Consider the following 22,586-nt stretch of genomic DNA (forward strand, 5'->3'; position numbering starts at 1 on the left):
GAGGAATTCCCCGGCCGCCCCGGAACGCGCGAGTGCCCCCGGCGCACGCCGGGGGCACGGGTCGGTCGGGGGTCGGCTCAGGCCGCGAGGACGTCCACGTCGCCGCTGCTCGCGCGCAGGTACAGCTCGACCGGCGCGCCCGGGTCGTCGGGAACGCCCACCTCCAGCTCGCCGCTGTCGGTCCCCACGTCGACCCGGTAGGGGACGCGCGGGACCTGGACGACGACGTTGCCGCTGCCCGCCACGGCGCGGACCGAGGTCGCCGCGTCCAGCCGGACGTGCACGTCGCCGGACCGGCTGTCGAGGGTCACCGCGCCGCGCATCCCGGACAGGGACGCGTTGCCCGAGCCGAGCCGGCCGGTGAACCCGCCGCCCACGTCGGCCACCTCGACGTCGCCCGAGTCGTCGCCGATGCGGACCTCGCCGGAGACCCCCCTGATCACCGCGTCGCCCGAGCCGATCTCGACCTCCACCGCGGCCACGCCCTCGAAGCGGACGTCGCCCGACTCGCTCTCGCCGACCACCCGGACGTCCTCGGACGGCACGGTGACCTCGTAGTCGACCGTGCACCGGTGGCCGCAGCCGTCGAGGACCAGGGTCGTGCCCTCCACCCGGTGGGAGGTCCCGGAGGGCGCGGCGGCGTTCTTCGGGTACTGGAGCCGGCGCCGGACCTCGGTCGAGTCGGCGCCCGCGCGGCCGCGGACGACGATGTCGCCGGAACCGTTCCGGAGCCGGACCTCGGTGATCCGCTCGCCGACGGTGTGCCGGTCCTCGAAGCCGTGCTCCACCAGCCGCACGCAGGACGTGAGCGCCACCGCCGCGGTCACCGCCGCGACGGCCGCCAACCCGATCCGCTTGCCCACCACAGTCGCCCCCTCAGGCGTTCACGTCGTTGTGCCCAAGCTAGGCGGTGGGCGGGTCGGGCCCCATCGGGAAGGCCCCCGACCCGGCATGGGGGTTGTCCCTACCCCCGGCGGCTCAGGCGAGGGCCTCGACCGCGGCGCGCAGGGCCGGGGCGGAGAGGGCGGGGTCGCCGAGGAAGTGCCGGGAGGCGATCACGTGCGCGGCGGTCGCGCGCTCCCACACCGGGCCCCGCACCGGGACCTCGGTGATCACCAGGCGGAACGGGCGCACGTGGCGGCCCAGCCGGTGCTCGACGCCCCGCACCACCTCGCCGATCGGCAGGGCCTGGGGGGAGGCGGCGGTGCGCCGGTGGTGGTCGGCCGCGGCCGGCCGCAGGGCCAGGACCGCGGCGCGCAGCGCCGGGCGCACGCGCAGCGACGTGCCCGAGGGGTCGTCCGGCACGTCCGAGGGGTCGTCCGGCGGCGACCCGGCGCGGGCGTGGTCGAGCACGTCGGCCCACCAGCCCAGCCACTCCCCGGCCGCGGCCGCGCGGTCGACGCCCGCGGGGACCACCACGGGCACCCCGGGGTCCAGCCCGGGCAGCTCCGGGACGGTGTCGACCGAGAGCGCGAGGGTGTCGCGCAGGAACAGGGCGGTGGTGACCGCCCGGCTCGTCCCGTGCGACACCTGCCACGACTCCCGACCGGCGAACCCCATGGGCCCAGTGTCCCGCGCGGAGGTCACCGACCGCGCATCAGGAAGGACACGACCGGTTCCAGTTCCCCCGCCGTCGGGGGGCGGTCCGCGATCAGGCCCTGGATCAGCAGCCCGTCGAGCCCCGCGAGCAGCGCCCGCAGCACCACCGGGTCCCGCGCCCCGGCCGGGTCCGCCAGCCCCTCGAACCACCGCCGCGCCGCCGGCCTCAGCCCCGGGCGGCGCGCGGCGAGCAGGTACAGCTCGTACCCGGCCAGCGTCCGGCCCCGGTGCGGGCCCACCGCGTCCGCGAGGAACCCGGCCACCGCCGCGGGCGCCGGGTCCAGGGCGCGGAACCCCGCCGCCGTCTCGTCGGCCGACCAGGTGAGCGTGGCGATCAGCAGGTCGTCCAGCGTCGCGTAGTAGTAGGTGGCCGACGTGGGCGGCACGCCCGCCTCGCGCGCCACCGACCGGTGGCTCACCCCCGCCGCGCCGTCCCGCTCCACGACCCGCAGCACGGCCTCCAGGATCACCCGCCGCCGCTGCTCGCCGCGCCGGCGGCGGCCGTCCGCCCGGGAGGTGGTCGGGTCAGGCATCGCCGGCGTTGCTCCCCAGCTCGATGGCGACCACGCCGGCGATCACCAGCAGCAGGCCGACGACCATGGTCGCGTTGAGGGGCTCCTTGAACAGCACCACGCCCACGCCCGCCACCGCCGCGACGCCGAACGCGCACCAGATCGCGTAGGCCACGCCGATGGGCATGCCCAGGTGGAGGACCTTGCCGAGCGCGGTGAACGCGACCAGGTAGCCCACGACCACCACGATCGAGGGAACCACCCTGCTGAACCCCTCGGACAGCTTCAGCGAGACCGTGGCGGCCACCTCGGCGACGATCGCGACGGCCAGGACCAGGTAGACGAACATGAGCGACCCCCGGAAAGTTGAACAGCTGTTCCACTATCTTATCCGGGGATATGCGATCTGCCACGCTCAAGTGGTTACTGGCCAGTAAGCGGGCGTAGGCTGCCGAGCCAAGAGAGACGGACGAGAAAGGCCGCCACCACAATGGGAGCCCTCCAGCTCACCCTCGGCGCCATCGGCGTCGCCGTCAGCGTGTACGCCTGGGGCCTGTTCGTCGCGGGTGTCCTGCGGATGATCAGGATCGTCCGCCTCGGCCAGCCGGACCCGACGCGCGCCGGGCCGTTCTGGCCGCGCCTGAAAACCCTGCTCGTCGAGTTCGTCGCGCACACCCGGATGATGAAGTTCCGGAAGGTCGGCCCCTGGCACTGGATGGTGATGTGGGGCTTCCTCATCGGCTCCGCGGTGCTGTTCGAGGCGTACGGCGAGGTCTTCGACCCGGGCTTCCACTGGCCGGTCATCGGCACCTGGTCCGCGTGGTCGCTGCTGATCGAGCTGCTCGGCCTCGGCACCGTCGCCGGCGGCGTCGCGCTCGCGGTCATCCGCCAGCTCAACCACCCGCGCCGCGCCGACCGGCTGTCCCGGTTCGCCGGCTCCAGCTTCAAGTCCGCCTACTTCGTCGAGGCCGTCGTCATCGTCGAGGGCCTGGGCATCCTCGGCGTGAAGGCGTTCAAGCAGGCCGCCGGCCTGGAGGACCCGCCGCTGTGGTCGTCCTTCGTCACCGGGCCGCTCTCGACGATCCTGCCCACCAGTCCCGACTGGGTGTCCGTCATGGCGGCGATCAAGCTGCTGTCCGCGATGGTCTGGCTGATCGTGGTCGGCAAGAACCTGACCATGGGCATCGCCTGGCACCGGTTCAGCGCGTTCTTCAACATCTACTTCAAGCGCGAGGACGACGGCGGCGTCGCGCTCGGCGCGCTCAGGCCGATGATGAGCGGCGGCCAGGTCCTCGACCTGGAGGAAGCCGACCCCGACAAGGACACCTTCGGCGTCGGCAAGGTCGAGGACTTCACCTGGAAGGGCTGGCTGGACTTCAGCACCTGCACCGAGTGCGGCCGCTGCCAGTCCCAGTGCCCGGCGTGGAACACCGGCAAGCCTCTGTCACCCAAGCTGGTGATCACCCAGCTGCGCGACCACGCGTTCGCCAAGGCCCCGTACCTGCTGGCCGGCGGCAGCCGCGACATGGCCGGCGACGAGGTCGGCCTGGTCGAGGACAAGTACGAGGACTACAAGAAGCGCCTGGAGACCGTCGACGTGCTGGCGATGGCCGAGTCCGAGCGCCCGCTGGTCGGCGGCCCGGACGAGCTGGGCGTCATCGACCCCGAGGTGCTGTGGTCCTGCACCACCTGCGGCGCGTGCGTCGAGCAGTGCCCGGTGGACATCGAGCACGTCGACCACATCGTCGACATGCGCCGCTACCAGGTGCTGATCGAGTCGAACTTCCCGTCCGAGCTGGGCGGCATGTTCAAGAACCTGGAGAACAAGGGCAACCCGTGGGGCCAGAACTCCCGGGACCGGCTGGCCTGGGCCGAGGGCCTGGACTTCGACGTGCCGGTGTTCGACGGCGAGCTGGGCGACACCGAGTACCTGTTCTGGGTCGGCTGCGCGGGCGCGTTCGAGGACCGGGCGAAGAAGACCACGCGGGCCGTGGCCGAGCTGCTGCACACGGCGGGCGTCAAGTACACGGTGCTCGGGCCGGAGGAGTCGTGCTCCGGCGACCCGGCGCGGCGCGCGGGCAACGAGTTCCTGTTCCAGATGCTGGCGCAGCAGAACGTCGAGGTGCTCAACACCGTGTTCGACGGGCGCGAGCCGGGGCAGCGCAAGATCGTCGTGACGTGCGCGCACTGCTTCAACACCCTGGCCAACGAGTACCCGCAGGTCGGCGGCCAGTACGAGGTCGTGCACCACACGCAGCTGCTCAACCGCCTGGTGCGGGAGCGGCGGCTGGTGCCGGTGGCCGAGATCGCCGAGGACGTCACCTACCACGACCCGTGCTACCTGGGTCGGCACAACAAGGTCTACGAGGCGCCGCGCGAGCTGGTCGGCGCGTCGGGCGCGACGCTGCGCGAGATGCCCCGCAACGCCGAGCGGTCCATGTGCTGCGGTGCCGGCGGCGCCCGCATGTGGATGGAGGAGCGGATCGGCAAGCGCATCAACGTCGACCGCGTGGACGAGGCGCTGGGCACCGCGCCGTCGAAGATCGCCACCGGCTGCCCGTTCTGCCGGGTGATGCTCACCGACGGGGTGACCGCCCGGCAGAACGAGGGCGTGGCCGGTGCGCACGTCGAGGTCGTGGACGTGGCGCAGCTGCTGCTGACCGCGGTGCGGCGCGGCAGGGAGCCCGAGGCGCAGGACGTGCCGACGGACGAGGCGCCCACCGGCACCCCGCTGCCGGACGAGGACAAGGAGCCCTCGTCGCCGGCGAACTGATCGTCCGGTGACCCCGGTGACCCCGGTGGTTCCGACGGCGGAGCCCCCTCCACCCGCGCGGGTGGAGGGGGCTCCGCAGGGTCAGCGGTCGTCGGTGGCGCGGTCGTAGACGAGGTCCAGCACCCAGCCCGTCAGCGCCACGATGATCGCCCCGAAGAACGCGGCCCAGAAGCCGCTCACCTCGAACGGCAGGCCCAGCTCGCCGGCCAGCCAACCGGTGAGCCAGAACAGCAGGGCGTTCACCACCAGCCCGATCAGGCCGAGCGTGACCACGTAGAACAGGCAGCCGAAGAACTTCACCAACGGCTTGACCACCGCGTTCACCAGGCCGAACAGCAGCGCGACGCCGATCAGCGTGCCGATCTTCGCGGGCGCCGAGGCGCCCTGGTCCAGGTCGATGCCCGGGACGAGCGTGGCGACCCAGACCGCCACCGCCGTCAGCAGCACGTGCACGAGAATGCCCATGCCGCAGCAGGCTAGCGGTGGCGCTGCGCCGAACGGGTCAGGCGCGACGACGCCTGCGCGCCGCCACCAGTGCCAACGCCCCGCCGCCGAGCAGCAGGCCGCCGAGCGCGAACAGCGGGAGCGGGGCCGCGCCCGTGTCCGCCAGGTTCCCGCCGTCGCCCGCCACCGGGACCGTCGCGGAACCGGTGGTGCTGGGCGCGGTGGTGATCGTGGCGGTGGGCGCGGTGGTCGACGTGGTGGACGCGCCGTCGCCGATCAGCACCGGCACGCGGGCGGCGTTGTTCGACGAGTCCGCGTCCGGCAGCTCGTTCACGCCCGCGCCGACCACGTCGACCGCGGAGAACGGCGCCTTGACGCGCAGCGTGAAGCGCACCTCGGCGGTCGCGCCGGGCGGCAGGCGGTCCTCCAGGGTGTACCCGTTCGCGTCGGCGGTGACGTTGTCGCCGATCGCGACCCTCTCCGCCTGCCGGTCGGACGGCTCGCCGAGCGCGAACACCGCCCGCTCCGGCGCGGTGCCCCCGTTCGTGACCGAGACGACGGCCTCGAACTCGTCGCCGACGGCGTAGCGGTCCCGGCCCGGCTCCAGGCGCAGCGCGTAGGACATGTCGCCCCTGGCCGCGCCGTAGGCGAGCTCCACCCGGGGCCCGACCAGGGTGTGGTCGATCTCGATCTCCCGGGTGTAGGTGACCCAGTCGACCCGGTCCCCGCCGGTCGGCCGCACCAGCGCCAGGCCGTGGCCGAACAGGGCGCCCGCGGTGATCGTGTACCGGCCCGCCGGCAGGTCCTGGAAGGAGGAGTCGCCGCCCACGGCGGGCTCCGCCGACCGGTCGACGTCCAGCGGGCCGCCGGTGACGCGCACCGGGCAGCCGCTCGGCGGCGTGGTCCCGGCGCCGCCCTCGACCCGGCACAGCACCGGCACGTCCGCGCCGCGCAGGCCGAAGTCGACCGTGCCGCCGCCGACGACCGGCTGCGACGGAGCCTTCGTGGTCGGCCGGAAGACGTCGGCGTTGGGGTTGTAGACCATGACCGGCACGTCGGGCACCTCGGCCCGGTAACGGCCCCGGGCGTCCGTGCGGAACACGCCGATGTCCTGCCTGGTGGCGGCGTCGGAGACGCGGATCGCGCGGCCGTTGGCCAGCGGCTGCTCACCCGCGTCGCGCTTGCCGTCGGCGTTCCGGTCGAACCACACCAGGCCCTCGATGACGACGGTGCCGCCGTCCTGCGCGGCGGCCGGGACGGTGCCCGCCGCCAACGCCGTGAAGGCCGCGCACGCGGCGGCCGCCCTGCTCAGGTTCCGCACCCGGAACTCCCCCAGAAGATCGAATTCGTCACCTCGTCGTCGTGGGGTGGGTCATGATCGTTTCGAGACCTGCGTCACACCCCGCGACGGGCGGATCACCGCCTACCGGCTTAACGTCGTCAGCATGCCTGAGCGGTCCGAGAAGAGCGGCGGCGGGGAGAGCACGCTGACCGTGCTGCTGGCCCTCGCGGTGAACCTGGCCATCGCGGTCATGAAGGCCGTCGCGGGGGTGATCACCGGGTCGGCCGCGATGATGTCGGAGGCCGCGCACTCGGTCGCCGACACCTTCACCGAGGGCCTGCTGCTGACCGCGCTGCGCCGGTCCGGCCGGGCAGCCGACCGCGAGCACCCGTTCGGGTACGGCAAGGAGCGGTACTTCTGGTCGCTGCTCGCCGCCGTGTCGATCTTCGTGTCGGGCGCGGTGTTCGCGTTCTACGAGGGGTTCCGGACCGTGTTCGGGGCGCCGGAGGAGCAGACCAGCCCGGTGGTCGGCTACGTGGTGCTGGCGATCGCGTTCGCGCTGGAGTCGGTGTCGTGGGCGCAGGCCGTGCGGCAGGTGCGGCGGGGGGCGCGGGAGGAGGAGCGGTCGTTCCTGGAGTTCCTGCGGGTGTCGGACGACCCGACGGTGAAGACGGTGCTGCTGGAGGACTCGGCGGCGCTGGTCGGGCTGCTGCTGGCGTTCGGCGGGATCGGGCTGCACCACCTCACCGGGTCGTCGCTGTGGGACGGGGTGGCGTCGCTGCTGATCGGCGTGCTGCTGGCGGTCGTCGCGTTCACGCTCGCCTCGACCAACCGGGGGTTGCTGATCGGGCGGCAGGCGGACCCCCACCTGGTGCGGGCGGTGTGGGCGGAGCTGCGCGACGCGCCCGAGGTGGAGCAGGTGGTGGACCTGCTGACGATGGCGGTGGGCACGGACCGGGTGCTGCTGTGCGCGCGGCTCGACTTCGACGACGCGCTGGAGGTGGCCGAGCTGGAGCGGGCGTGCGTGCGGATCGACGACGAGCTGCGGCAGGCGCACCCCGAGCTGGACGAGGTGTTCCTGGAGCCGGTGCCGCGGACCGACCAGGCGCTGCGGGCGCGCGTGCTGGCCCGGTACGGCGACGTGCGGTTGTAGTGCCCGGTGCTGTTCAGCGCTTGGTGTGGGTGCGGTGGAAGCCGAGGTACGCGCGGGACGGCGTCGGGCCGCGCTGGCCCTGGTAGCGGGAGCCCGCCTGCTGGGAGCCGTAGGGGAACTCGGCCGAGCTGCTGAGCCGGAACAGGCACAGCTGGCCGATCTTCATGCCGGGGTGCAGGGTGATCGGCAGGTTGGCGACGTTGGACAGCTCCAGCGTGATGTGGCCGGAGAAGCCGGGGTCGATGAAGCCGGCCGTGGAGTGGGTGAGCAGGCCGAGGCGGCCCAGCGAGGACTTGCCCTCCAGCCGGCCCGCCAGGTCGTCGGGCAGGGTGACCAGCTCGAACGTGGAGCCGAGCACGAACTCGCCGGGGTGCAGGACGAAGGGCTCGTCGTCGACGGTCTCGACGAGCGTCGTGAGGTCGTCCTGCTGGACGGCGGGGTCGATGTGGGTGTAGCGGGTGTTGTTGAAGACGCGGAAGAAGCGGTCCAGGCGCACGTCGATGCTGGAGGGTTGCACCATGACGTCGTCGAAGGGCTCCAGGACCAGGCGGCCGGAGTCGACTTCCTTGCGCAGATCGCGGTCGCTCAACAACACGGGCTCAGCCTAGGTGGCCGACCGGTGCGGTGCGGCAGGCGGGTCTGTGTATGATCGTGGCGAGCACGGCGCGCGGGTGTAGTTCATTGGTAGAACGACAGCTTCCCAAGCTGTAGAGGCGGGTTCGATTCCCGTCACCCGCTCAAGTGAGTCGAAGGCCCGGGTCACCCGACCCGGGCCTTCGCCGTGATCGGGTGTCGCCGCCCTCCGCACAGGTGGGACGGGTCTTCTCCCTCGCGGAACGGGCTCACAGGCAGCGCCCCAAGGCCACACCGCGACCGGCGCCCATCGCTTGGGCCGGCGCACGCCGCTTGGACCGGTATGCGGCGAGGGACCTGGAGCGGTCCAAGCCCATGGAGGACCACCACGCCGAACTGGTCAATGGCACGAGTGCCCGAACCGCCATACCCACCACACTGACAAGCCCGAAAGACACACCATGCCCTGAACAAAAACTTTCTGACCACCCCAGTTGGACCAAAAACAACAGAGGTACCCGATCCCTGCTATGCGAATTTCAACCTCGCATGGCTGACTCGCGAAGAATTCAGAGCCCGTCGAGTTCCAGATACTTGTCTTTAGCGGGATGCGGCCAAGGCATGTAATTATAGTCCGCGACTTGCTGCTGGACGTGCGCCTTGACTTCGAGTATCAGCGACTCGGCGTCGTGCACGACACCGCCGTGCGTACGCCGACGTCCGTCATGCACCGTGTCCCACTTGCTCTTCTTTCCCTGCCGAGTGGTCGCTCCCTGCTCATGCCCGCCGAAGCCCGGCAACTTGCTGTTCCAGACCGGTCGGTAGCCGACGCGCAAGCCGTTCTCGCCCAGGTCCGTGTGTACATCAGGCAGCAGAAGAGCACGAAAGCGAAACTCATTGATCGGCAACCCACCCTCGATAATTGAGGTGCGGTGCTGCTTCAGCCTCTTGTAGAGGGGATATTTCTCCCTGAGCGTTTCGCCGGTCGCGCTGTTGCTGGAACGGGCCCGTCCCACGTAGACCGGAACCTGCAACTTGCTCAACGGACGGTACAACTCCACGCTGATACCGCGGTAGTAGATGGCGTAAAGACCGGCTCCCTCGAAGTTCGGGAGCCCATGAACCATGGCGACCAGCGGTTGCCGTTCGAAAGTTTCACAGATGGTGTTCGAGATCTGCTCCGTCGACAACGGGTCGAACGAAGCTGGAACATAATCAACAGGCATGAATTTCCGTTCAATGAGCAACGTTCACGACTGGTCGGCAGTGCCGAACAGGTCGTCTTCGACCATCTCCTCGGGCGACACCTCCGGCACCGCTTCCACGACGGAGCCGGTCCGATAGTACCGCCAGGCGCTTTTGTAACCCTTGGGCGAGTCACCATACAGGATCACGTAACCCATCAGGGCGACGATCTGCCAACCACCGGGAAGCACATCGGACACCAGACGGAATGCTTGATCAGCGGAAATCCTGCCGCCTGGAACCTCCAGCGGAATCGACGTCGAACGCGGCGGCTCCTCATACCGGAAGTTGTAGGGCAAGTTGCCCTTGAGGATCTTGAGGAAGGCACTCAACGTCGTGGGGCCCGCCCGAAGTGGACCAACCGGCAACTCGAGGTCGATGGGGTATGCGAGGTCGAAGTGCCCTCTCTTGAGCTCGGTGGAGTCCCGGCGGCGCCCAGGATCCTTGTTGCCGAACCCGTTGTTGTTCCAAGGAATACTGCCCATACCCTTGTGATGACTGATGAGCAACTGCTCGGGTGCCAACGCGGAAAAGTCCTCGTCGACGTACAGACAGGAGAAGCTCACGTCGACCAGGCTGATGTTCTGCCTCCCCCCGAGCTTGTTCAGGTGGTTGCTCAGTCGAGCACGCAGCGATTTTTCCGCCTTGCCGACGTAGACAAATTCGCCGTGCAGGTACAACTGGTAGACCCCGGGCCGCCCTGCAAGCTCGGCCAAGCTTTCACTGGACAGGGGAGCACGTCCAAGGCGGGTCAGCGCAACCGACAATTGATCACCGAGAGCCTTGGTGATGCTCAGTCGGAAGTAGTCGTGGTAAGCGCCGGAACTGTTCGATGATGCGGCTTGCGACATATCCGCAAGGCCCCCTTCCAAGAGTCGACCACCGGTGAGCCTATGGCGTTCCTCACGTACTGTCGACACGTTCGGGCGAGAAGCTTTACAGACCCCTACTTCCGCGGTACGATTTTACCATGTCTGACCTGGTAAAAGACGCAAAAGAACCCCGAACCAGCGTCGAGCTGTTCGCAGGCGGGGGAGGTCTTGCGATGGCAGTGCACCAGGCAGGTTTCCGACCCCTGCTGTTCAACGAGTTCAACAAGCGGGCTTGCGAGACACTCGTCGCCAGCGCCAAGAAAACACTGGGTGAAGATGGACTGAAAATCACTGAGGATACAAAACCGGTTCCCCCCGGACAAGGCCAGCCGGCCCCCCTGTACCCCGGCGATGTGCGCGATCTTGATCTGAGTGGGTTCGAGGGTAAGGTCGACATTCTAGCCGGCGGTCCTCCGTGCCAGCCGTTCAGCGCGGGCGGAGTCGCGAAGGGCGACGAGGACAAGCGCAACATGTTTCCCGCCGTCTTCAAGGCCGTACGGGAGATGCGCCCCAAGGCGGTCATCTGCGAGAACGTCCGAGGACTGCTGCGCCCGTCGTTCGCCGAGTACTTCAAGTACATCCAGAACGAGTTGCGCCTGCCATTCGAGAAGCGCGATGACGAGGTCCCGTGGCACGAGCACAACGCCCATCTGAATCGAATTCTCGGAACTCTCTCCGATGACAAAGGGAGCTCAGATCGATACAGGGTGGTCATGATTCCGGTCAACGCCGCGAACTACGGCGTACCGCAGGTGCGCAATCGCGTTGTACTTATCGCTTTCCGCACGGATCTCAACGTGGATGTGGAAGCCTTCGAGAAGGAGGTAAAAACGCAGCGTTTCTCCGAAGCAGCTCTTCTCCGTTCGATGCGTGCCGAGGACGGCCCTTACTGGCAACGCCACACCACTGTGCCGGGCTACATCCGCGAGGAAATTCGGCGCCAGATCCCCAAGGTAATCAAGGAAGACGACTGCCAACCCTGGCGTACCCTTCGTGATGCCATCCAGGGCTATGGAACCGATGTCAAGCTTCCGGCGCTGCCCGAGGTGGATCTCGAGCGTCTGGACGAGAAGTTCGACTTCGGAGACGAGGTGGGCGTGGTCGACCACATCGGCTGGCCCGGTGCTCGTATCTACAAGGGCCACACGCCCAACAGGCTGGACCGTCCCGCGAAAACCGTGAAAGCCGGTGTGCACGGTGTGCCCGGCGGCGAATCGGTGATGTTGCTCGACCAACGCGTGAAGACATCCGAGGACTGGGTCCACCTGCACCGCTACATGACAGTGCGAGAGACCGCACGGGTCATGACTTTTCCTGACGAGTGGCTCGGTTCCGGTCCTCGCGGGGAGCAGATGCGACAACTGGGCAATGCCGTGCCAGTCGCACTTGGCGAATTCTTCGCCAAGGCGGTCGCCGAAGCACTGGACAAAGCCGAGGGCTAGGCGAGCAGATGTCCATTTCAGATGACGAAGGCCGGTGGAAAGACCACCTACCACCGGAGCGCGCATACAAGCGCCGTCCCGGTGGTACTTCACCTGTCGAAGAACAAAATCGAGCAGCAGGCGGTCGCAAACATCGCAATATCGATATTGGTGATGACCGGCTGGCATGCGCGTCCATCACGCTGCGTCTTTACCGGCGGACTCGGCGCATCCGTGCTTACCTGCGCTGGTCCCTGGACGGCAAGACGCAAGAGAAGTACGTGTGCGAGGTCGATTTCGGATACCGCAAGCAGAATTTGACCGAAGCATGGAAGCAGGCCAGGGAGAAGGGTCTCCTGGTCGAAGTGACTTTACCTCCGGAGTCGACGGCGTCAACGCCTGAAGTGCGCGCCTCCATGCGGGGTAACCGCCACAAGGACACCGGCCCCGAGATGATGCTTCGTCGACTGCTGCACAAACGTGGTCTGCGCTACCGGGTCGACGCGCGCCCGATCCCCGAGGTGCGCCGTAGGGCCGATATCGTCTTCCCGGGCGATCGCTTGGCGGTGTTCGTGGACGGCTGCTACTGGCACGGGTGCCCGGATCACTACCGACCGGCGACCAGGAACGCGGACTTCTGGCGTGAGAAGATCAACGGGAACAAGGCCCGAGATGACGAAACCAACAAGATCCTGATCGGCGCAGGTTGGTCTGTCGTCCGGGTGTGGGAGCACGAGGACGTCACAGAGGCGGCAGCGCGAGTGGAGGGGGCCCTCCAGCGGCTGCGGCATCACTACTGATCTTGCTTGCACCTGGTCGGCCTGGAGAGTCCGGTCGACCGCTGGCTCCGGCTCGGACGGCACAGCGGCGCTCAACGTGGGCGGTGTCGACGGCCTGGAGACTCACCCCACCGCCAGGAGCAGCACCAGGGCCAGCGTCGTCCGCATGGCCGCCGATGTTAGCTCCGGCCCCCGGTGCGGGAGGATCGACGCGGTGACGACCTACGTGCGCTTCCGGGGGAAAAACCGCCACGAGCGCGGCTTCTTCCCCGGCGTGTTCTGGCTGGTCAACCGCCTCGCCCGGGACGGCGTGCTGACCGCGGAGCAGGAGCGCTTCCGGCGGACGACCAACGCCTGGTACGACGCCGCCTACACCACGCCCTCGCACGTCGACCCGACCGTGTTCGACCCGACCGTCAACCCCGGCGCCGTGGCGTGGTTCAAGGCCGACACTGCCGGCCACCTGATCGAGCGCGTCGACGGCTACCTGGAGATCCTCGCCGCCCACGACATCGCCTGCGAAACCGTCCGCTCCACCGACCCCGGCCGGGTCGTCTACGAGGACGAGCACCAGGTCGTGGTCGTGCCTCACTGACCCAGCCAGTCCACCCACTCGTCCAGGCGACCCAGCGCCGCCCGCAGGTCGGCCAGCAGCTCCAGCGCGTGCGGGCCCGCGGCGGCGCGCTCGGCGTCGGTCACGGGGCGGTGGCCCAGGGCCCGCCACACCATCCACGCCGCGCCGCCCAGGTACACCCGGAGCAGGCCCGCGAACGCCGACGGGTCCGCCGGGGGCCGCCTGCCGGTGACGGCCTCGTACGAGGAGATCACCCTGGTGAACGCCGCGCGGTCCTCGCCCCGGCCGCTGAAGTGCACCGCCGCGCGGGTCAGCTCCCACTCCGCGTACTCGGGTCCCGCGCCGTCCCAGTCCAGCAGCAGCGGGCCGCGGGCGGTCACCAGCACGTTGTCCGGCTTGACGTCCCGGTGGCTGCCGACCGGGGTCAGGCCGGCGGTGTCCGCGCCCGCGGCGACGGCCCGCGCGATGTCCGGCAGGTGGGCGCGGACCCGGTCGGTGAACGGGCCCGGCGCCTCGTCCAGCCACGTCAGCCACTCCGCCACCGGGTGCGGGGCCCGCCCGGGGGTCCCGCGGGCGGGCAGGTCGTGCAGGGCCGCGAGCGTCCGGCCGACCCACTCGGTGACGTCGCCCGCCAACGGCCGGCCCCCGCACCACTCGTGCGCCACGTAGCTGTGCTCGCCGACGTCCGCCAGCAGGGGCGCGGCCGGGGTCAGCGGGTGCACCGGCCGCGGCATGGGCAGGCCGCGCTCCCACGCCTCCAGCTGCACCTCGGCCGACACCACGTGGTCGCGCAGCCACCAGTCCTCGCGGGACCGGTTGAGCCGCTTCACCGCCCACTCGCCGCGCGTCGTGCGCAGCCGCCACACCAGGTGCGAGCGCCCGCCCGTCACCGGCTCCCACGAGATCGCACCACCCAGGCCGAACGCCGCCGCCACCGCTTCCACGACGACGACGTTAGGCCGGGGTCAGGCCCCGGGCGAGCGCCACACGCGCTCGTACCGCTCCTGGTCCCGCTTCTTCCGCTCGTTGCGCACCGCCGCCGCCGCGCCGCGCGGGTAGCCGTACTTCGTCATCCGGTGGTCGGTGCTCTCGATCGCGTAGGACACGCCGAAGTACACGCCGACCACGAGGCCCAGCGAGCCGCACGCGATGGCCAGCGGCCACGGCGCGCCCGGGCCGAGCACGAGCGCCAGCGCGATGACGATCGTCAGCGGCAGCACCTGGAGGAACATCCGCGCGGTGAACCAGGCCAGCCACGACGGCCTGGTCGCCTGGTGGAACACCCACTCGCGGTAGCGCTGGGGCAGTCGACCGCCCAGCAGGTACCAGAAGCGCAACGCCCAGGAAGGTTTCACCGATCACGCTCCGAAGCCGCGATGACCCGCGTCAGCACCGCGTGCAGGCCCTGGAGCTCCTCCAGGGACATGCCGAGCCGCGCCACGACCGCGGGAGGGATCTCCAACGCCCGCTCGCGCAGCGCCGCCCCGGCCGGCGTCAGCACCACGGCCAGCTGCCGCTCGTCGGCGGTGTCCCGCGACCGGGACACGTACCCGACCGCCTCCAGCCGTTTGAGCAGCGGCGACAACGTGGCGGGCTCCAGGGCGAGCTTCCGGCCGAGCTCCTTCACCGACAGCGGCGCCTCGCCCCACAGGGCGAGCATCACCAGGTACTGGGGGTGGGTGAGCCCCATCGGCTCCAGCAGCGGCCGGTAGAGCGCGATCACGTTCCGGGAGGCCACGGCCAGCGCGAAGCAGACCTGGCGGTCCAGGTCCAGCGGGTCGTCAACACTTTGTGTACTAACCATTAGTACACACACTACCTGACCGGCCGCCGTTCCCCCACGTGGGACGGGACACCCCTCCCCGCCGCGCGACCGCGGCCGCACGGCGGGAAGGGGCCCGGGTCAGGTGCGCGCGGGCACCCGCTCGTCCTCGTCGTCGGAGCGCAGCGAGTCGATCAGCGCGTCGCGCTCGGCCGACGGCTCCGGCTTGATCACCAGGCCGATCAGCAGGTACAGCACCAGCGACACCAGCAGCGGCCAGGACACGATCACCGCCTGGGTGACGAACTCGACCTTGTTCTGCTGGAGCACGTACAGCACCGCCCAGGTGGACAACCCGCCCACCGTGGAGGAGATCGCCGCGGTCGGCCCGACCCGGCGGAACCACGGCAGCAGGCCGAGCATCAGCGGGATCGCGATCGGGCCCATCGTGGCCGCCACCAGGGCGATCACCACCTTGAGCACGAAGCCCTTCGTGTCCGCGGTCAACGCGATCGTCATGCTCAACCCGATGAACGCGAACGTGGTGATCCGCGCCAGCCGCAGCTGCGCCGCCTCCCCCAGGCGCGTCACGCCCTTCCACAGCCTCGGCAGCATGTCGCGGGTGATCACCGCGGAGATCACGTTGGCGTCCGAGGACACCATGGCCATGGTGTGCGAGAAGAAGCCCGCCAGCACCAGGCCCACCATGCCCGCGGGCAGCATGGCCTTGCCCATCTCGACGTACGCCTGCTCGGCGTTGCCCTCCATGCCCGGCACGATCAGCGGCGCGGCCCACATCGGGAAGAACAGCACCAGCGGCCAGACCAGCCACAGCACGCTGGACAGCAGCGCGGACCGCCTGGCCGCGGCCCCGGACGGCGCGGCCATGTAGCGCTGCGCCAGGTTCCACATGCCGCCGTTGTACTCCAGCGTCTTGATCAGGAACAGCGCCATGAAGAAGATCAGCGTGTACTGGCCGGACAGCGGGTCGGAGTGCGACTCGGGCAGCTGGTCCCACATCGTCCACATGAAGTCGATGCCGCCGAAGTGCGAGGCCACCGCGACGAACATGACGATGCCCGCGAGGCCCTGGATGACGAACTGGCCGAAGTCGGTCAGCGCGTCGGCCCACAGGCCGCCGAGCACCGAGTAGACCATGGTCACCACGCCGGTCAGGGCGATGCCGATCCAGATCGGCACACCCGCGAAGCCCTGGAGCAGCAGCGCCACCGCGACCCACTTGGCGGCGATGTCCACCACCTTCAGCGCCGCGCCCGACCACGCCATGATCTGCTGCGTCGGCACGTTGTAGCGCTGCGCCAGGTACTCCAGCGGCGACTTCACCCCGTGCTTGGACCGCAGCCGGTTCCAGGCGCCGGCCCAGAGGAACGCGCCGATCCCGACGCCCAGGCCGATCGTCAGCGCCCACCAGATGTAGACGGTCAGGCCCAGCCGGTACGCCTCGGCGGCGAACGCGACGAACATGACGGCGCTGTAGCCGGACATGTGGTGCGAGATGCCGGACAGCCACCACGGCATCCGGCCACCCGCGGTGAAGAAGTCGGCGATGTTCTTGACCCGCCCGCGTGACCAGTAGCCGATGGCCACCATCACGAAGAAGTACCCACCGACGACGACCCAGTCGAGGGTGTCCATGCGGCCTCCACTAGTGCTCGGCCCAAGGGTGGCTGCGCCGGAACTACGGGCGGCGGTGCGCGGCGTCCCACATGGGTTGTGTGACGTAGGTCTTACGAGGGTGTTGCCCGGTGCGGAAGGTCATCCGCGGTCATTGAGTCACACTTGTGACTCTTGTTCACATACATGACCGACAGATACGGAAAGTTTTTCGAGGAAACCACGTCATGCCCGATCGGCGTCGTTGTCGCATGGGCATGAGAACCGGTGTCGACGTGCGTCCCCCGACGGGCGGCGGTGAACGACGTGCCCCCGTGCCCGGCGTGGCGCTCGTCGACCCCGTGCCCCTGCTCCGGGAAGGGTTGGCGGCGGTGGTGCGGCGGACCCCCGGGCTGCACTGGCTGGGCTCGACCGGGCAGCCGAACTCGGCCGTCCGGCTGCACGAGCGCCTGCGGCCGGACGTGCTGCTGATCGACTCGGTGCTGGACCCGCAGGGCCAGCTGGCGACCCTGCTGACCGGCAACGACCCGGCGCTGGCGGTGGTCTCGCTGGTCCGGGAGCCGCACCGGACGGCGAAGTACGTGCGGGTCGCCCTGTCCGCGGGCGTGCGCGGCCTGGTGCCGCGGGCCGGGGAGGTCGGCGAGGTGGTGCAGGCGATCGTGCGGGCCCACACCGACCGGATGTACCTGGACCCGACCCTGGCGCCGCTGGCGGCCGGGTTCACGCCCGCCGCGGAGGCGGGCTCGCGGCGCTCCCTGTCGCGGCGGGAGTACGAGGTGCTCCAACTGATCGCGGACGGGCTGGAGAACCAGGCGGTGGCCGGCGAGCTGTACGTCTCCGTGGAGACGGTGCGCACGCACGTGAAGAACATCCTGCGCAAGCTGCGGGCGCGGGACCGGACGCACGCGGTGTCGCTGGCCTACCAGGCGGGGCTGCTGACCGGGGGTCCGCAGGCGCGGGCCTAGAAGGCCGTTCGGTTCGCCACACCACCCCGGTCGGCCTTGCCGAGGTTACTGACAGGTAATACCCTGTTGTTACCGGTCAGTAGGGGGACCGCCCCGACCAGCATGGAGTGAGCGACGAGATGGGTCACTACAAGAGCAACGTCCGGGACCTCGAATTCAACCTCTTCGAGGTCTTCAACGTGCAGGACCACCTCGGCACGGGGCCGTTCGAGCAGTCCGACGAGGACACCGCGCGCGGCGTGCTTGCCGAGCTCAACAACCTGGCGGTCGGCCCGCTGGCGGAGTCCTTCGCCGACGCCGACCGCAACCCGCCCGTCTTCGACCCGAAGACCCACTCGGCCACGCTGCCGGAGTCCTTCAAGAAGTCCTACCAGGCGCTCTGGGACGGCGAGTGGTACCGCCTGTTCCTGCCGGACGAGCTGGGCGGCTACGGCACCCCGCCGTCGGTGCGGTGGGCCGCGGCCGAGCTGATCCTCGGGTCGAACCCCGCCGTCTTCATGTACCTGGCGGGCCCGAGCTTCGCCTCGATCGTGCACCGCAACGGCACCGAGCGGCAGCAGCGCTGGGCCGAGCTGATGATCGAGCGCGGCTGGGGCGCCACCATGGTGCTCACCGAGCCGGACGCCGGCTCCGACGTGGGCGCCGGCCGCACCAGGGCCGTCCGGCAGGAGGACGGCAGCTGGCACCTCGACGGGGTGAAGAGGTTCATCACCTCGGCCGACCAGGACATGACCGAGAACATCGTGCACATGGTGCTGGCCCGCCCCGAGGGCCCCGGCATCGAGGCCAGGCCGGGCACCAAGGGCCTGTCCCTGTTCCTGGTCCCGAAGTGGCACTTCGACCCCGAGACCGGCGAGTCGACCGGCGAGCGCAACGGCGCCTTCGTCACCAACGTCGAGCACAAGATGGGCCTGAAGGTCTCCACCACGTGCGAGCTGACCTTCGGCCAGCACGGCGTGCCCGCCAAGGGCTGGCTGCTGGGCGAGGTGCACGACGGCATCGCGCAGATGTTCCAGGTCATCGAGTACGCCCGCATGATGGTCGGCACCAAGGCCATCGGCACCCTGTCGACCGGCTACCTCAACGCCCTGGCCTACGCCAAGGAGCGGGTGCAGAGCGCCGACCTGACCCGGATGACCGACAAGACCGCGCCGCGCGTCACCATCACCAACCACCCGGACGTGCGCCGCAGCCTGATGCTCCAGAAGGCGTACGCCGAGGGCCTGCGCGCGGTCTACCTCTACACCGCGACCCAGCAGGACCGGATCGCCCTGGGCGGCCCCGACGCGGAGCTGGCGGAGAAGGTCAACGACCTGCTGCTGCCGATCGTCAAGGGCGTCGGCTCGGAGCGGGCCTACGAGCAGCTGGCGCAGTCGCTCCAGACGCTCGGCGGCTCCGGCTTCCTCCAGGAGTACCCGGTCGAGCAGTACATCCGGGACTCCAAGATCGACTCGCTGTACGAGGGCACCACGGCCATCCAGTCGCTGGACTTCTTCTTCCGCAAGATCATCCGCGACAAGGGCCGGGCGCTGGGCTTCCTCAGCGGCGAGATCCAGGCGTTCCTGGACAACGAGGGCGGCAACGGCCGGCTCAAGGAGGAGCGCGCCCTGCTCAAGCAGGCGCTGGAGGACCTCCAGGGCCTGCTCGGCGCCATGGTCGGGTTCCTGACCAGCTCGCAGGAGGACGTGCGCAACCTCTACAAGGTCGGCCAGAACACCGTCCGCCTGCTGCTGACCGCGGGTGACGTGCTGGTGGGCTGGCTGCTGCTGCGCCAGGCCGAGGTCGCGCTGACCGCGCTGGCGGGCGCCCCGTCGGCCCGGGACAAGGCGTTCTACGAGGGCAAGGTCGCGGTGGCGTCGTTCTTCGCCCGGAACGTGCTGCCGGAGCTGACCGCGCGCCGCAAGATCGCCGAGACCACCGACAACTCGCTGATGGACGTGGCCGAGTCCGCGTTCTGACCCGGACGGAACCGGCCCGGGACCTCACCCGGACGAGCGGAAAGGCGGCGCCCCCGGAGGACGGAGGGGCGCCGCCTTTCGCGTCGCGGGCCGTGGGCCCGCGCATCCCGAACGTCGAACTCAGGTGTTCCGAACGTTCGACACGGTGGTCCCGGGTGTTCGACTCGCGCGGGTTCGGCCCGCGCCGGGTCAGCCCTTGTGGGCCTTGGCGGCGGCGAAGCAGTAGACGCCGAAGCCGAGGAAGCCCACGGCGATGACGGCCAGCACGAAGACGCCGTAGGGCTGGGCGGCGAGCGTGTGCAGCGCCTTGTCCATGCCGCCCGACCGCGACGGGTCGGCGTTGATCGCCGCCAGCCCGACCAGGACGCCGATCAGCGCGTACGCCAGGCCCTTGCCGATCCAGCCGATGCGGCCGAGGCGCTCCACCCACTGGCGGCTGCCCGGCGGCAGTCGGGACATGTCGAGGTCCTTCTCGAAGGACTTCTTCACGCCCTTGCGCATGACCAGCGCGCCCAGCACGATGATCGCCAGCGCCACCACGCCGACCAGCACCTGCCCGAACGGCACGGACAGCAGCCGCGCGGTCCAGGTCTGGGACTGCTCGGTGGAGCTGCTCTGGGACGAGCCGACGGCGTAGTTCACCGCGGCGACGCCGATCGCCACGCCGGTGATCGCGCGGCCCGCCGAGCCGAAGCGGTGGTAGATCCGCTTCCGCTTCTCCGTGTCCCAGGTGTAGCCGGAGATCGCCAGCGTCACCTGCCACAGCGCGAACGCGAACAGGCCGATCGCGAGCACCCACAGCAGCACCGGGCCGAACGAGGTCTTGGCGATCTCGGCGACGGCACCCTTCTGGTCGGTCCGCTCACCGCTGTCGCCGAGCACGACCTGCGCCGTCAACGCCGCCAAGAGCACGTGTACGACCCCGTAGCACACCATCCCGGCACGTCCTAGGACCTGCACCGCGGGATGTCTCCGCACCTCACTCGCGCTGGTAGCCACGATCGGGTGATACCCAATCGTGGCTACCGCGAATCAGCGGGTGTCAACCCTCGCAGATGATCTTGTGCGAGGGGTCGTAGCGGACCGTGCGGGACTCGCTGCGGGACTGGCCGCTGCGGCGGTCGGTGATGGTCCGGGTGTCGGTCACCGAGAAGCCCTGCGCGCCGTTGCTCGGGCTGCACGGCTTCGTCGTCACCTTGCGCTCCTGCGGCTCGGTGAAGTTGAACCGCTCGCTGGTCGACCCGGTCACGTCGTAGTTCTTGGTGCCCCACAGCACGATCTTGATCGACGACGGCGTCCAGACCGTCTGGATCGCCACCCCGGTCTGGTCGGGGTTGGTGAACTTGATGTCGATCAGGCTGTTGCCCGCGTTGTCCATGAACACCGTGGCCTCGCGCCCCGCCGGGTACCGCGAGATCCAGTAGCTGTGCTCCTTGTGGCCCGCGTCCTTCATGCCCGCGTAGTACGAGGCGTTGTAGAGCGTCGTGGCGAACTGCGAGATGCCGCCGCCGACCGCGCGGCCGGGGATGCCGTTCTCGATGATACCCGCGTCGACGTAGCCCTGGGCCCGGCCGCGCGGACCGGTGAAGCCGTTGAGGCTGAAGGTCTCGCCCGGCTTCACGATCGCGCCGTTGACCTTCTGCGCCACCACGCGGATGTTCGTGCCCGAGTCGGCCGCGAAGCCACCGGTCTGGAACTCGCCGATGACCTCCTTGATGCCCATCTTGTTGGCCTGCTCGGTGGTCACCTTCGCGGGCGTGTGCTTGTACTCGGCCTTGAGCACGCGCTCGTCCTCGCGCTTGAGCACGTCGAGCATCGGGGGCAGGGACTTCTCCCAGTCGATGCCGAGGCCGTCCACCGACTCCTTCACGGTCGGTCGGCCGCCCTCGAACACGATCTCGGCGTCCTTGCCCTCCTTCTCGGTCTCCTCCAGCTGTGGGCCGGCGTGCTCGACGACCTTGCCGTTGTCGACCTTCGCGGTCAGGCCGCCGTCGTCGGCGGGCTCGAACACCAGCACGGTGGCCAGCTGCTCGGGCGTGAGCGTGGCGTCCTTGCCCTCGCCCTTGATGATCAGCGGCGCGGCCGTGGCGGGCCGGGCGACCTCGGCCACCGCCCGCTCCACGCCCTCCCTGGTCGTCTTGACCGGGGTGGTGGCCACCGGCAGCTCGACCGTGCCGCCGTCCGCCCAGCCGGCGAGCAGCGCGCCCACGGAGGCCGGCGCGTCCAGCTTCTGGCCCTGCTTCGGCTCGACGGCCACCGGGGTGGCGCCCTCGAAGCGGACGGCGCCCTCGGCGGGCTCGCGGTCGGTCGTGCCGCGCAGGCCCTCGACCGCGGCGGTCAGCTTGGCCTCGTCGCTGCGGGTGGCGAAGCCGACCTCGCGGGAGGTGAAGAACGAGGTGACGCGCGTGAGCGGGGACAGCGGCTGGCTGCCCGCGCGGTCCAGCGTCGCGGCCCAGTCCAGCTCCAGGCCAGCCGCCCGCGGGTCCAGCTCGGCGTCCACGTCGCCGGCGCGCGCCTTGACCGGCGCGGCCAGGCGGGGGCCGATCTCGGCGCGCAGCTTCTCCTCGGCCTCGGTGCGGCTCATGCCGCCGACGTCCACGCCGGCGACGCTCACGCCGCGCGGCACGTTGCCGCTGGAGATGAGGATGTCCAGGCCGTAGAGGGCGAGCAGCACGCCCAGCACGGAGGCGGCGACCAGGGCGATCCTGCGCTTGCCGCGGCGGCGGGCGTCCGCCTCGTCGGCCTCCGCGCCCTCGTCGACCATGACCGGGCCGTGCACGGTGGCCTCGGGCTCCGGCACGGACACCGGGGTGCTGAACACCGTGGTGGCCTCGGACGGGGACGGGCCGCGGGCGAAGCCGCCGGGCGGGGTGTGGATGGCCCGGGTCTGCTCGGCGGGCGGGGGCGGCGGGGCCATGGCGCGGGTCGCGTCGGCGGACGGCGCGGGGTGGGGCGCGGGGTGGGGCGCGGGGCTGGTGCGGATCGCCGCCCGGCAGGCGCGCCGGGTCGTGTCGAACTCGGGGCCGAGGTGCTCGGCCT

At 70.0% G+C, this 22,586-nt stretch carries 22 protein-coding genes and 1 tRNA gene; 8 read left to right on the forward strand and 15 right to left on the reverse strand.

Translation table 11 applies throughout. The features are described 5' to 3' along the window. Window positions 1–77: 77 nt before the first annotated feature. From ACFP3R_RS19500 to ACFP3R_RS19515, 4 genes are all read right to left on the reverse strand, one after another. Complete coding sequence (locus ACFP3R_RS19500; protein WP_380637664.1) at window positions 78–863, reverse strand: DUF4097 family beta strand repeat-containing protein; 786 nt, start codon at window positions 861–863, stop codon at window positions 78–80. 115 nt (window positions 864–978) lie between these two features. Further along, window positions 979–1,560, reverse strand: coding sequence for a hypothetical protein (locus tag ACFP3R_RS19505; RefSeq protein WP_380637665.1), 582 nt, complete (start codon window positions 1,558–1,560; stop codon window positions 979–981). A 23-nt stretch (window positions 1,561–1,583) separates the two neighbouring features. Continuing rightward, window positions 1,584–2,132: a TetR/AcrR family transcriptional regulator gene (locus tag ACFP3R_RS19510; RefSeq protein WP_380637666.1), complete on the reverse strand. Its 549-nt coding sequence runs from the start codon at window positions 2,130–2,132 to the stop codon at window positions 1,584–1,586. Then, window positions 2,125–2,460, reverse strand: coding sequence for a DMT family transporter (locus ACFP3R_RS19515; RefSeq protein ID WP_380637667.1), 336 nt, complete (start codon window positions 2,458–2,460; stop codon window positions 2,125–2,127). The genes ACFP3R_RS19510 and ACFP3R_RS19515 overlap by 8 nt, the downstream gene beginning before the upstream one ends. A 141-nt stretch (window positions 2,461–2,601) precedes the next feature. Between ACFP3R_RS19515 and ACFP3R_RS19520 the strand changes: the two genes are divergently transcribed. Next, window positions 2,602–4,884: a (Fe-S)-binding protein gene (locus ACFP3R_RS19520; protein ID WP_380637668.1), complete on the forward strand. Its 2,283-nt coding sequence runs from the start codon at window positions 2,602–2,604 to the stop codon at window positions 4,882–4,884. An 81-nt stretch (window positions 4,885–4,965) separates the two neighbouring features. Here the strand turns inward: ACFP3R_RS19520 and ACFP3R_RS19525 are convergent, their stop codons facing one another. Together ACFP3R_RS19525 and ACFP3R_RS19530 are read right to left on the reverse strand one after the other, a co-directional pair. Next, window positions 4,966–5,349: a phage holin family protein gene (locus ACFP3R_RS19525; protein WP_380637669.1), complete on the reverse strand. Its 384-nt coding sequence runs from the start codon at window positions 5,347–5,349 to the stop codon at window positions 4,966–4,968. A gap of 37 nt (window positions 5,350–5,386) precedes the next feature. Then, the gene (locus tag ACFP3R_RS19530; protein ID WP_380637670.1) at window positions 5,387–6,649 is read right to left on the reverse strand and encodes an LPXTG cell wall anchor domain-containing protein; all 1,263 of its coding nucleotides are present in this window, start codon (window positions 6,647–6,649) and stop codon (window positions 5,387–5,389) included. Window positions 6,650–6,773: 124 nt separating this feature from the next. Between ACFP3R_RS19530 and ACFP3R_RS19535 the strand changes: the two genes are divergently transcribed. Continuing rightward, the gene (locus ACFP3R_RS19535) at window positions 6,774–7,763 is read left to right on the forward strand and encodes a cation diffusion facilitator family transporter (protein WP_380637671.1); all 990 of its coding nucleotides are present in this window, start codon (window positions 6,774–6,776) and stop codon (window positions 7,761–7,763) included. A 13-nt stretch (window positions 7,764–7,776) separates the two neighbouring features. Here ACFP3R_RS19535 and dcd read toward each other — a convergent pair whose 3' ends face one another. Beyond that, entirely contained in the window at window positions 7,777–8,358 is a 582-nt protein-coding gene (gene dcd / locus ACFP3R_RS19540; RefSeq protein ID WP_380637672.1) for a dCTP deaminase, read from the reverse strand. A gap of 72 nt (window positions 8,359–8,430) precedes the next feature. Here dcd and ACFP3R_RS19545 point away from each other — a divergent pair. After that, window positions 8,431–8,501: transfer RNA gene (locus ACFP3R_RS19545), tRNA-Gly, on the forward strand. 404 nt (window positions 8,502–8,905) lie between these two features. On the opposite strand, the gene ACFP3R_RS19550 is transcribed toward ACFP3R_RS19545, so the two are convergent. Next, entirely contained in the window at window positions 8,906–9,526 is a 621-nt protein-coding gene (locus ACFP3R_RS19550) for an Eco29kI family restriction endonuclease (RefSeq protein WP_380637673.1), read from the reverse strand. 60 nt (window positions 9,527–9,586) lie between these two features. Next, window positions 9,587–10,432, reverse strand: coding sequence for a GIY-YIG nuclease family protein (locus tag ACFP3R_RS19555; RefSeq protein WP_380637674.1), 846 nt, complete (start codon window positions 10,430–10,432; stop codon window positions 9,587–9,589). 119 nt (window positions 10,433–10,551) lie between these two features. Here ACFP3R_RS19555 and ACFP3R_RS19560 point away from each other — a divergent pair, with 119 nt between their 5' ends. The 3 genes from ACFP3R_RS19560 (at window position 10,552) to ACFP3R_RS19570 (ending at window position 13,248) form a co-directional block, all read left to right on the forward strand. Next, window positions 10,552–11,895, forward strand: coding sequence for a DNA cytosine methyltransferase (locus ACFP3R_RS19560; protein ID WP_380637675.1), 1,344 nt, complete (start codon window positions 10,552–10,554; stop codon window positions 11,893–11,895). An 8-nt stretch (window positions 11,896–11,903) separates the two neighbouring features. Further along, window positions 11,904–12,674 carry a very short patch repair endonuclease gene (locus tag ACFP3R_RS19565; RefSeq protein ID WP_380637676.1) on the forward strand — a complete coding sequence of 257 codons (771 nt, stop codon included), beginning with the start codon at window positions 11,904–11,906 and terminating at the stop codon, window positions 12,672–12,674. A gap of 193 nt (window positions 12,675–12,867) precedes the next feature. Continuing rightward, a complete protein-coding gene (locus ACFP3R_RS19570) occupies window positions 12,868–13,248 on the forward strand; it encodes a hypothetical protein (protein ID WP_380637677.1) in 381 nt (126 codons plus the stop codon). Here ACFP3R_RS19570 and ACFP3R_RS19575 read toward each other — a convergent pair. The 4 genes from ACFP3R_RS19575 to ACFP3R_RS19590 all read right to left on the reverse strand — a co-directional run bounded on the left by ACFP3R_RS19575 (window position 13,242) and on the right by ACFP3R_RS19590 (window position 16,645). Then, window positions 13,242–14,171: a phosphotransferase enzyme family protein gene (locus ACFP3R_RS19575; protein WP_380637678.1), complete on the reverse strand. Its 930-nt coding sequence runs from the start codon at window positions 14,169–14,171 to the stop codon at window positions 13,242–13,244. The genes ACFP3R_RS19570 and ACFP3R_RS19575 overlap by 7 nt on opposite strands. 21 nt (window positions 14,172–14,192) lie before the next feature. Continuing rightward, on the reverse strand, window positions 14,193–14,582 hold the full coding sequence (locus ACFP3R_RS19580; RefSeq protein ID WP_380637679.1) for a DUF5313 family protein: 390 nt from the start codon (window positions 14,580–14,582) through the stop codon (window positions 14,193–14,195). Next, window positions 14,579–15,031, reverse strand: a complete 453-nt coding sequence (locus ACFP3R_RS19585; protein ID WP_380637680.1) for a MarR family winged helix-turn-helix transcriptional regulator — start codon at window positions 15,029–15,031, stop codon at window positions 14,579–14,581. Before ACFP3R_RS19585 ends, ACFP3R_RS19580 begins: the two co-directional genes overlap by 4 nt. 99 nt (window positions 15,032–15,130) lie before the next feature. Beyond that, window positions 15,131–16,645, reverse strand: a complete 1,515-nt coding sequence (locus tag ACFP3R_RS19590; protein WP_380637681.1) for a sodium:solute symporter family protein — start codon at window positions 16,643–16,645, stop codon at window positions 15,131–15,133. Between the two features lie 293 nt (window positions 16,646–16,938). Between ACFP3R_RS19590 and ACFP3R_RS19595 the strand changes: the two genes are divergently transcribed. Together ACFP3R_RS19595 and ACFP3R_RS19600 are read left to right on the forward strand one after the other, a co-directional pair. Further along, window positions 16,939–17,589 (forward strand): response regulator transcription factor, encoded by a 651-nt coding sequence (locus ACFP3R_RS19595; protein ID WP_380637682.1) that lies wholly within the window; start codon window positions 16,939–16,941, stop codon window positions 17,587–17,589. Window positions 17,590–17,708: 119 nt separating this feature from the next. After that, the gene (locus tag ACFP3R_RS19600; protein WP_380637683.1) at window positions 17,709–19,547 is read left to right on the forward strand and encodes an acyl-CoA dehydrogenase; all 1,839 of its coding nucleotides are present in this window, start codon (window positions 17,709–17,711) and stop codon (window positions 19,545–19,547) included. Between the two features lie 189 nt (window positions 19,548–19,736). Here ACFP3R_RS19600 and ACFP3R_RS19605 read toward each other — a convergent pair whose 3' ends face one another. After that, the gene (locus ACFP3R_RS19605; RefSeq protein WP_380637684.1) at window positions 19,737–20,483 is read right to left on the reverse strand and encodes a DUF1206 domain-containing protein; all 747 of its coding nucleotides are present in this window, start codon (window positions 20,481–20,483) and stop codon (window positions 19,737–19,739) included. 106 nt (window positions 20,484–20,589) lie between these two features. Continuing rightward, window positions 20,590–22,311 carry a VanW family protein gene (locus ACFP3R_RS19610; RefSeq protein WP_380637689.1) on the reverse strand — a complete coding sequence of 574 codons (1,722 nt, stop codon included), beginning with the start codon at window positions 22,309–22,311 and terminating at the stop codon, window positions 20,590–20,592. Window positions 22,312–22,586: the final 275 nt, after the last annotated feature.

The organism is Saccharothrix lopnurensis (genome assembly GCF_042658445.1).
GTDB classification, from domain to species: domain Bacteria; phylum Actinomycetota; class Actinomycetes; order Mycobacteriales; family Pseudonocardiaceae; genus Actinosynnema; species Actinosynnema lopnurensis.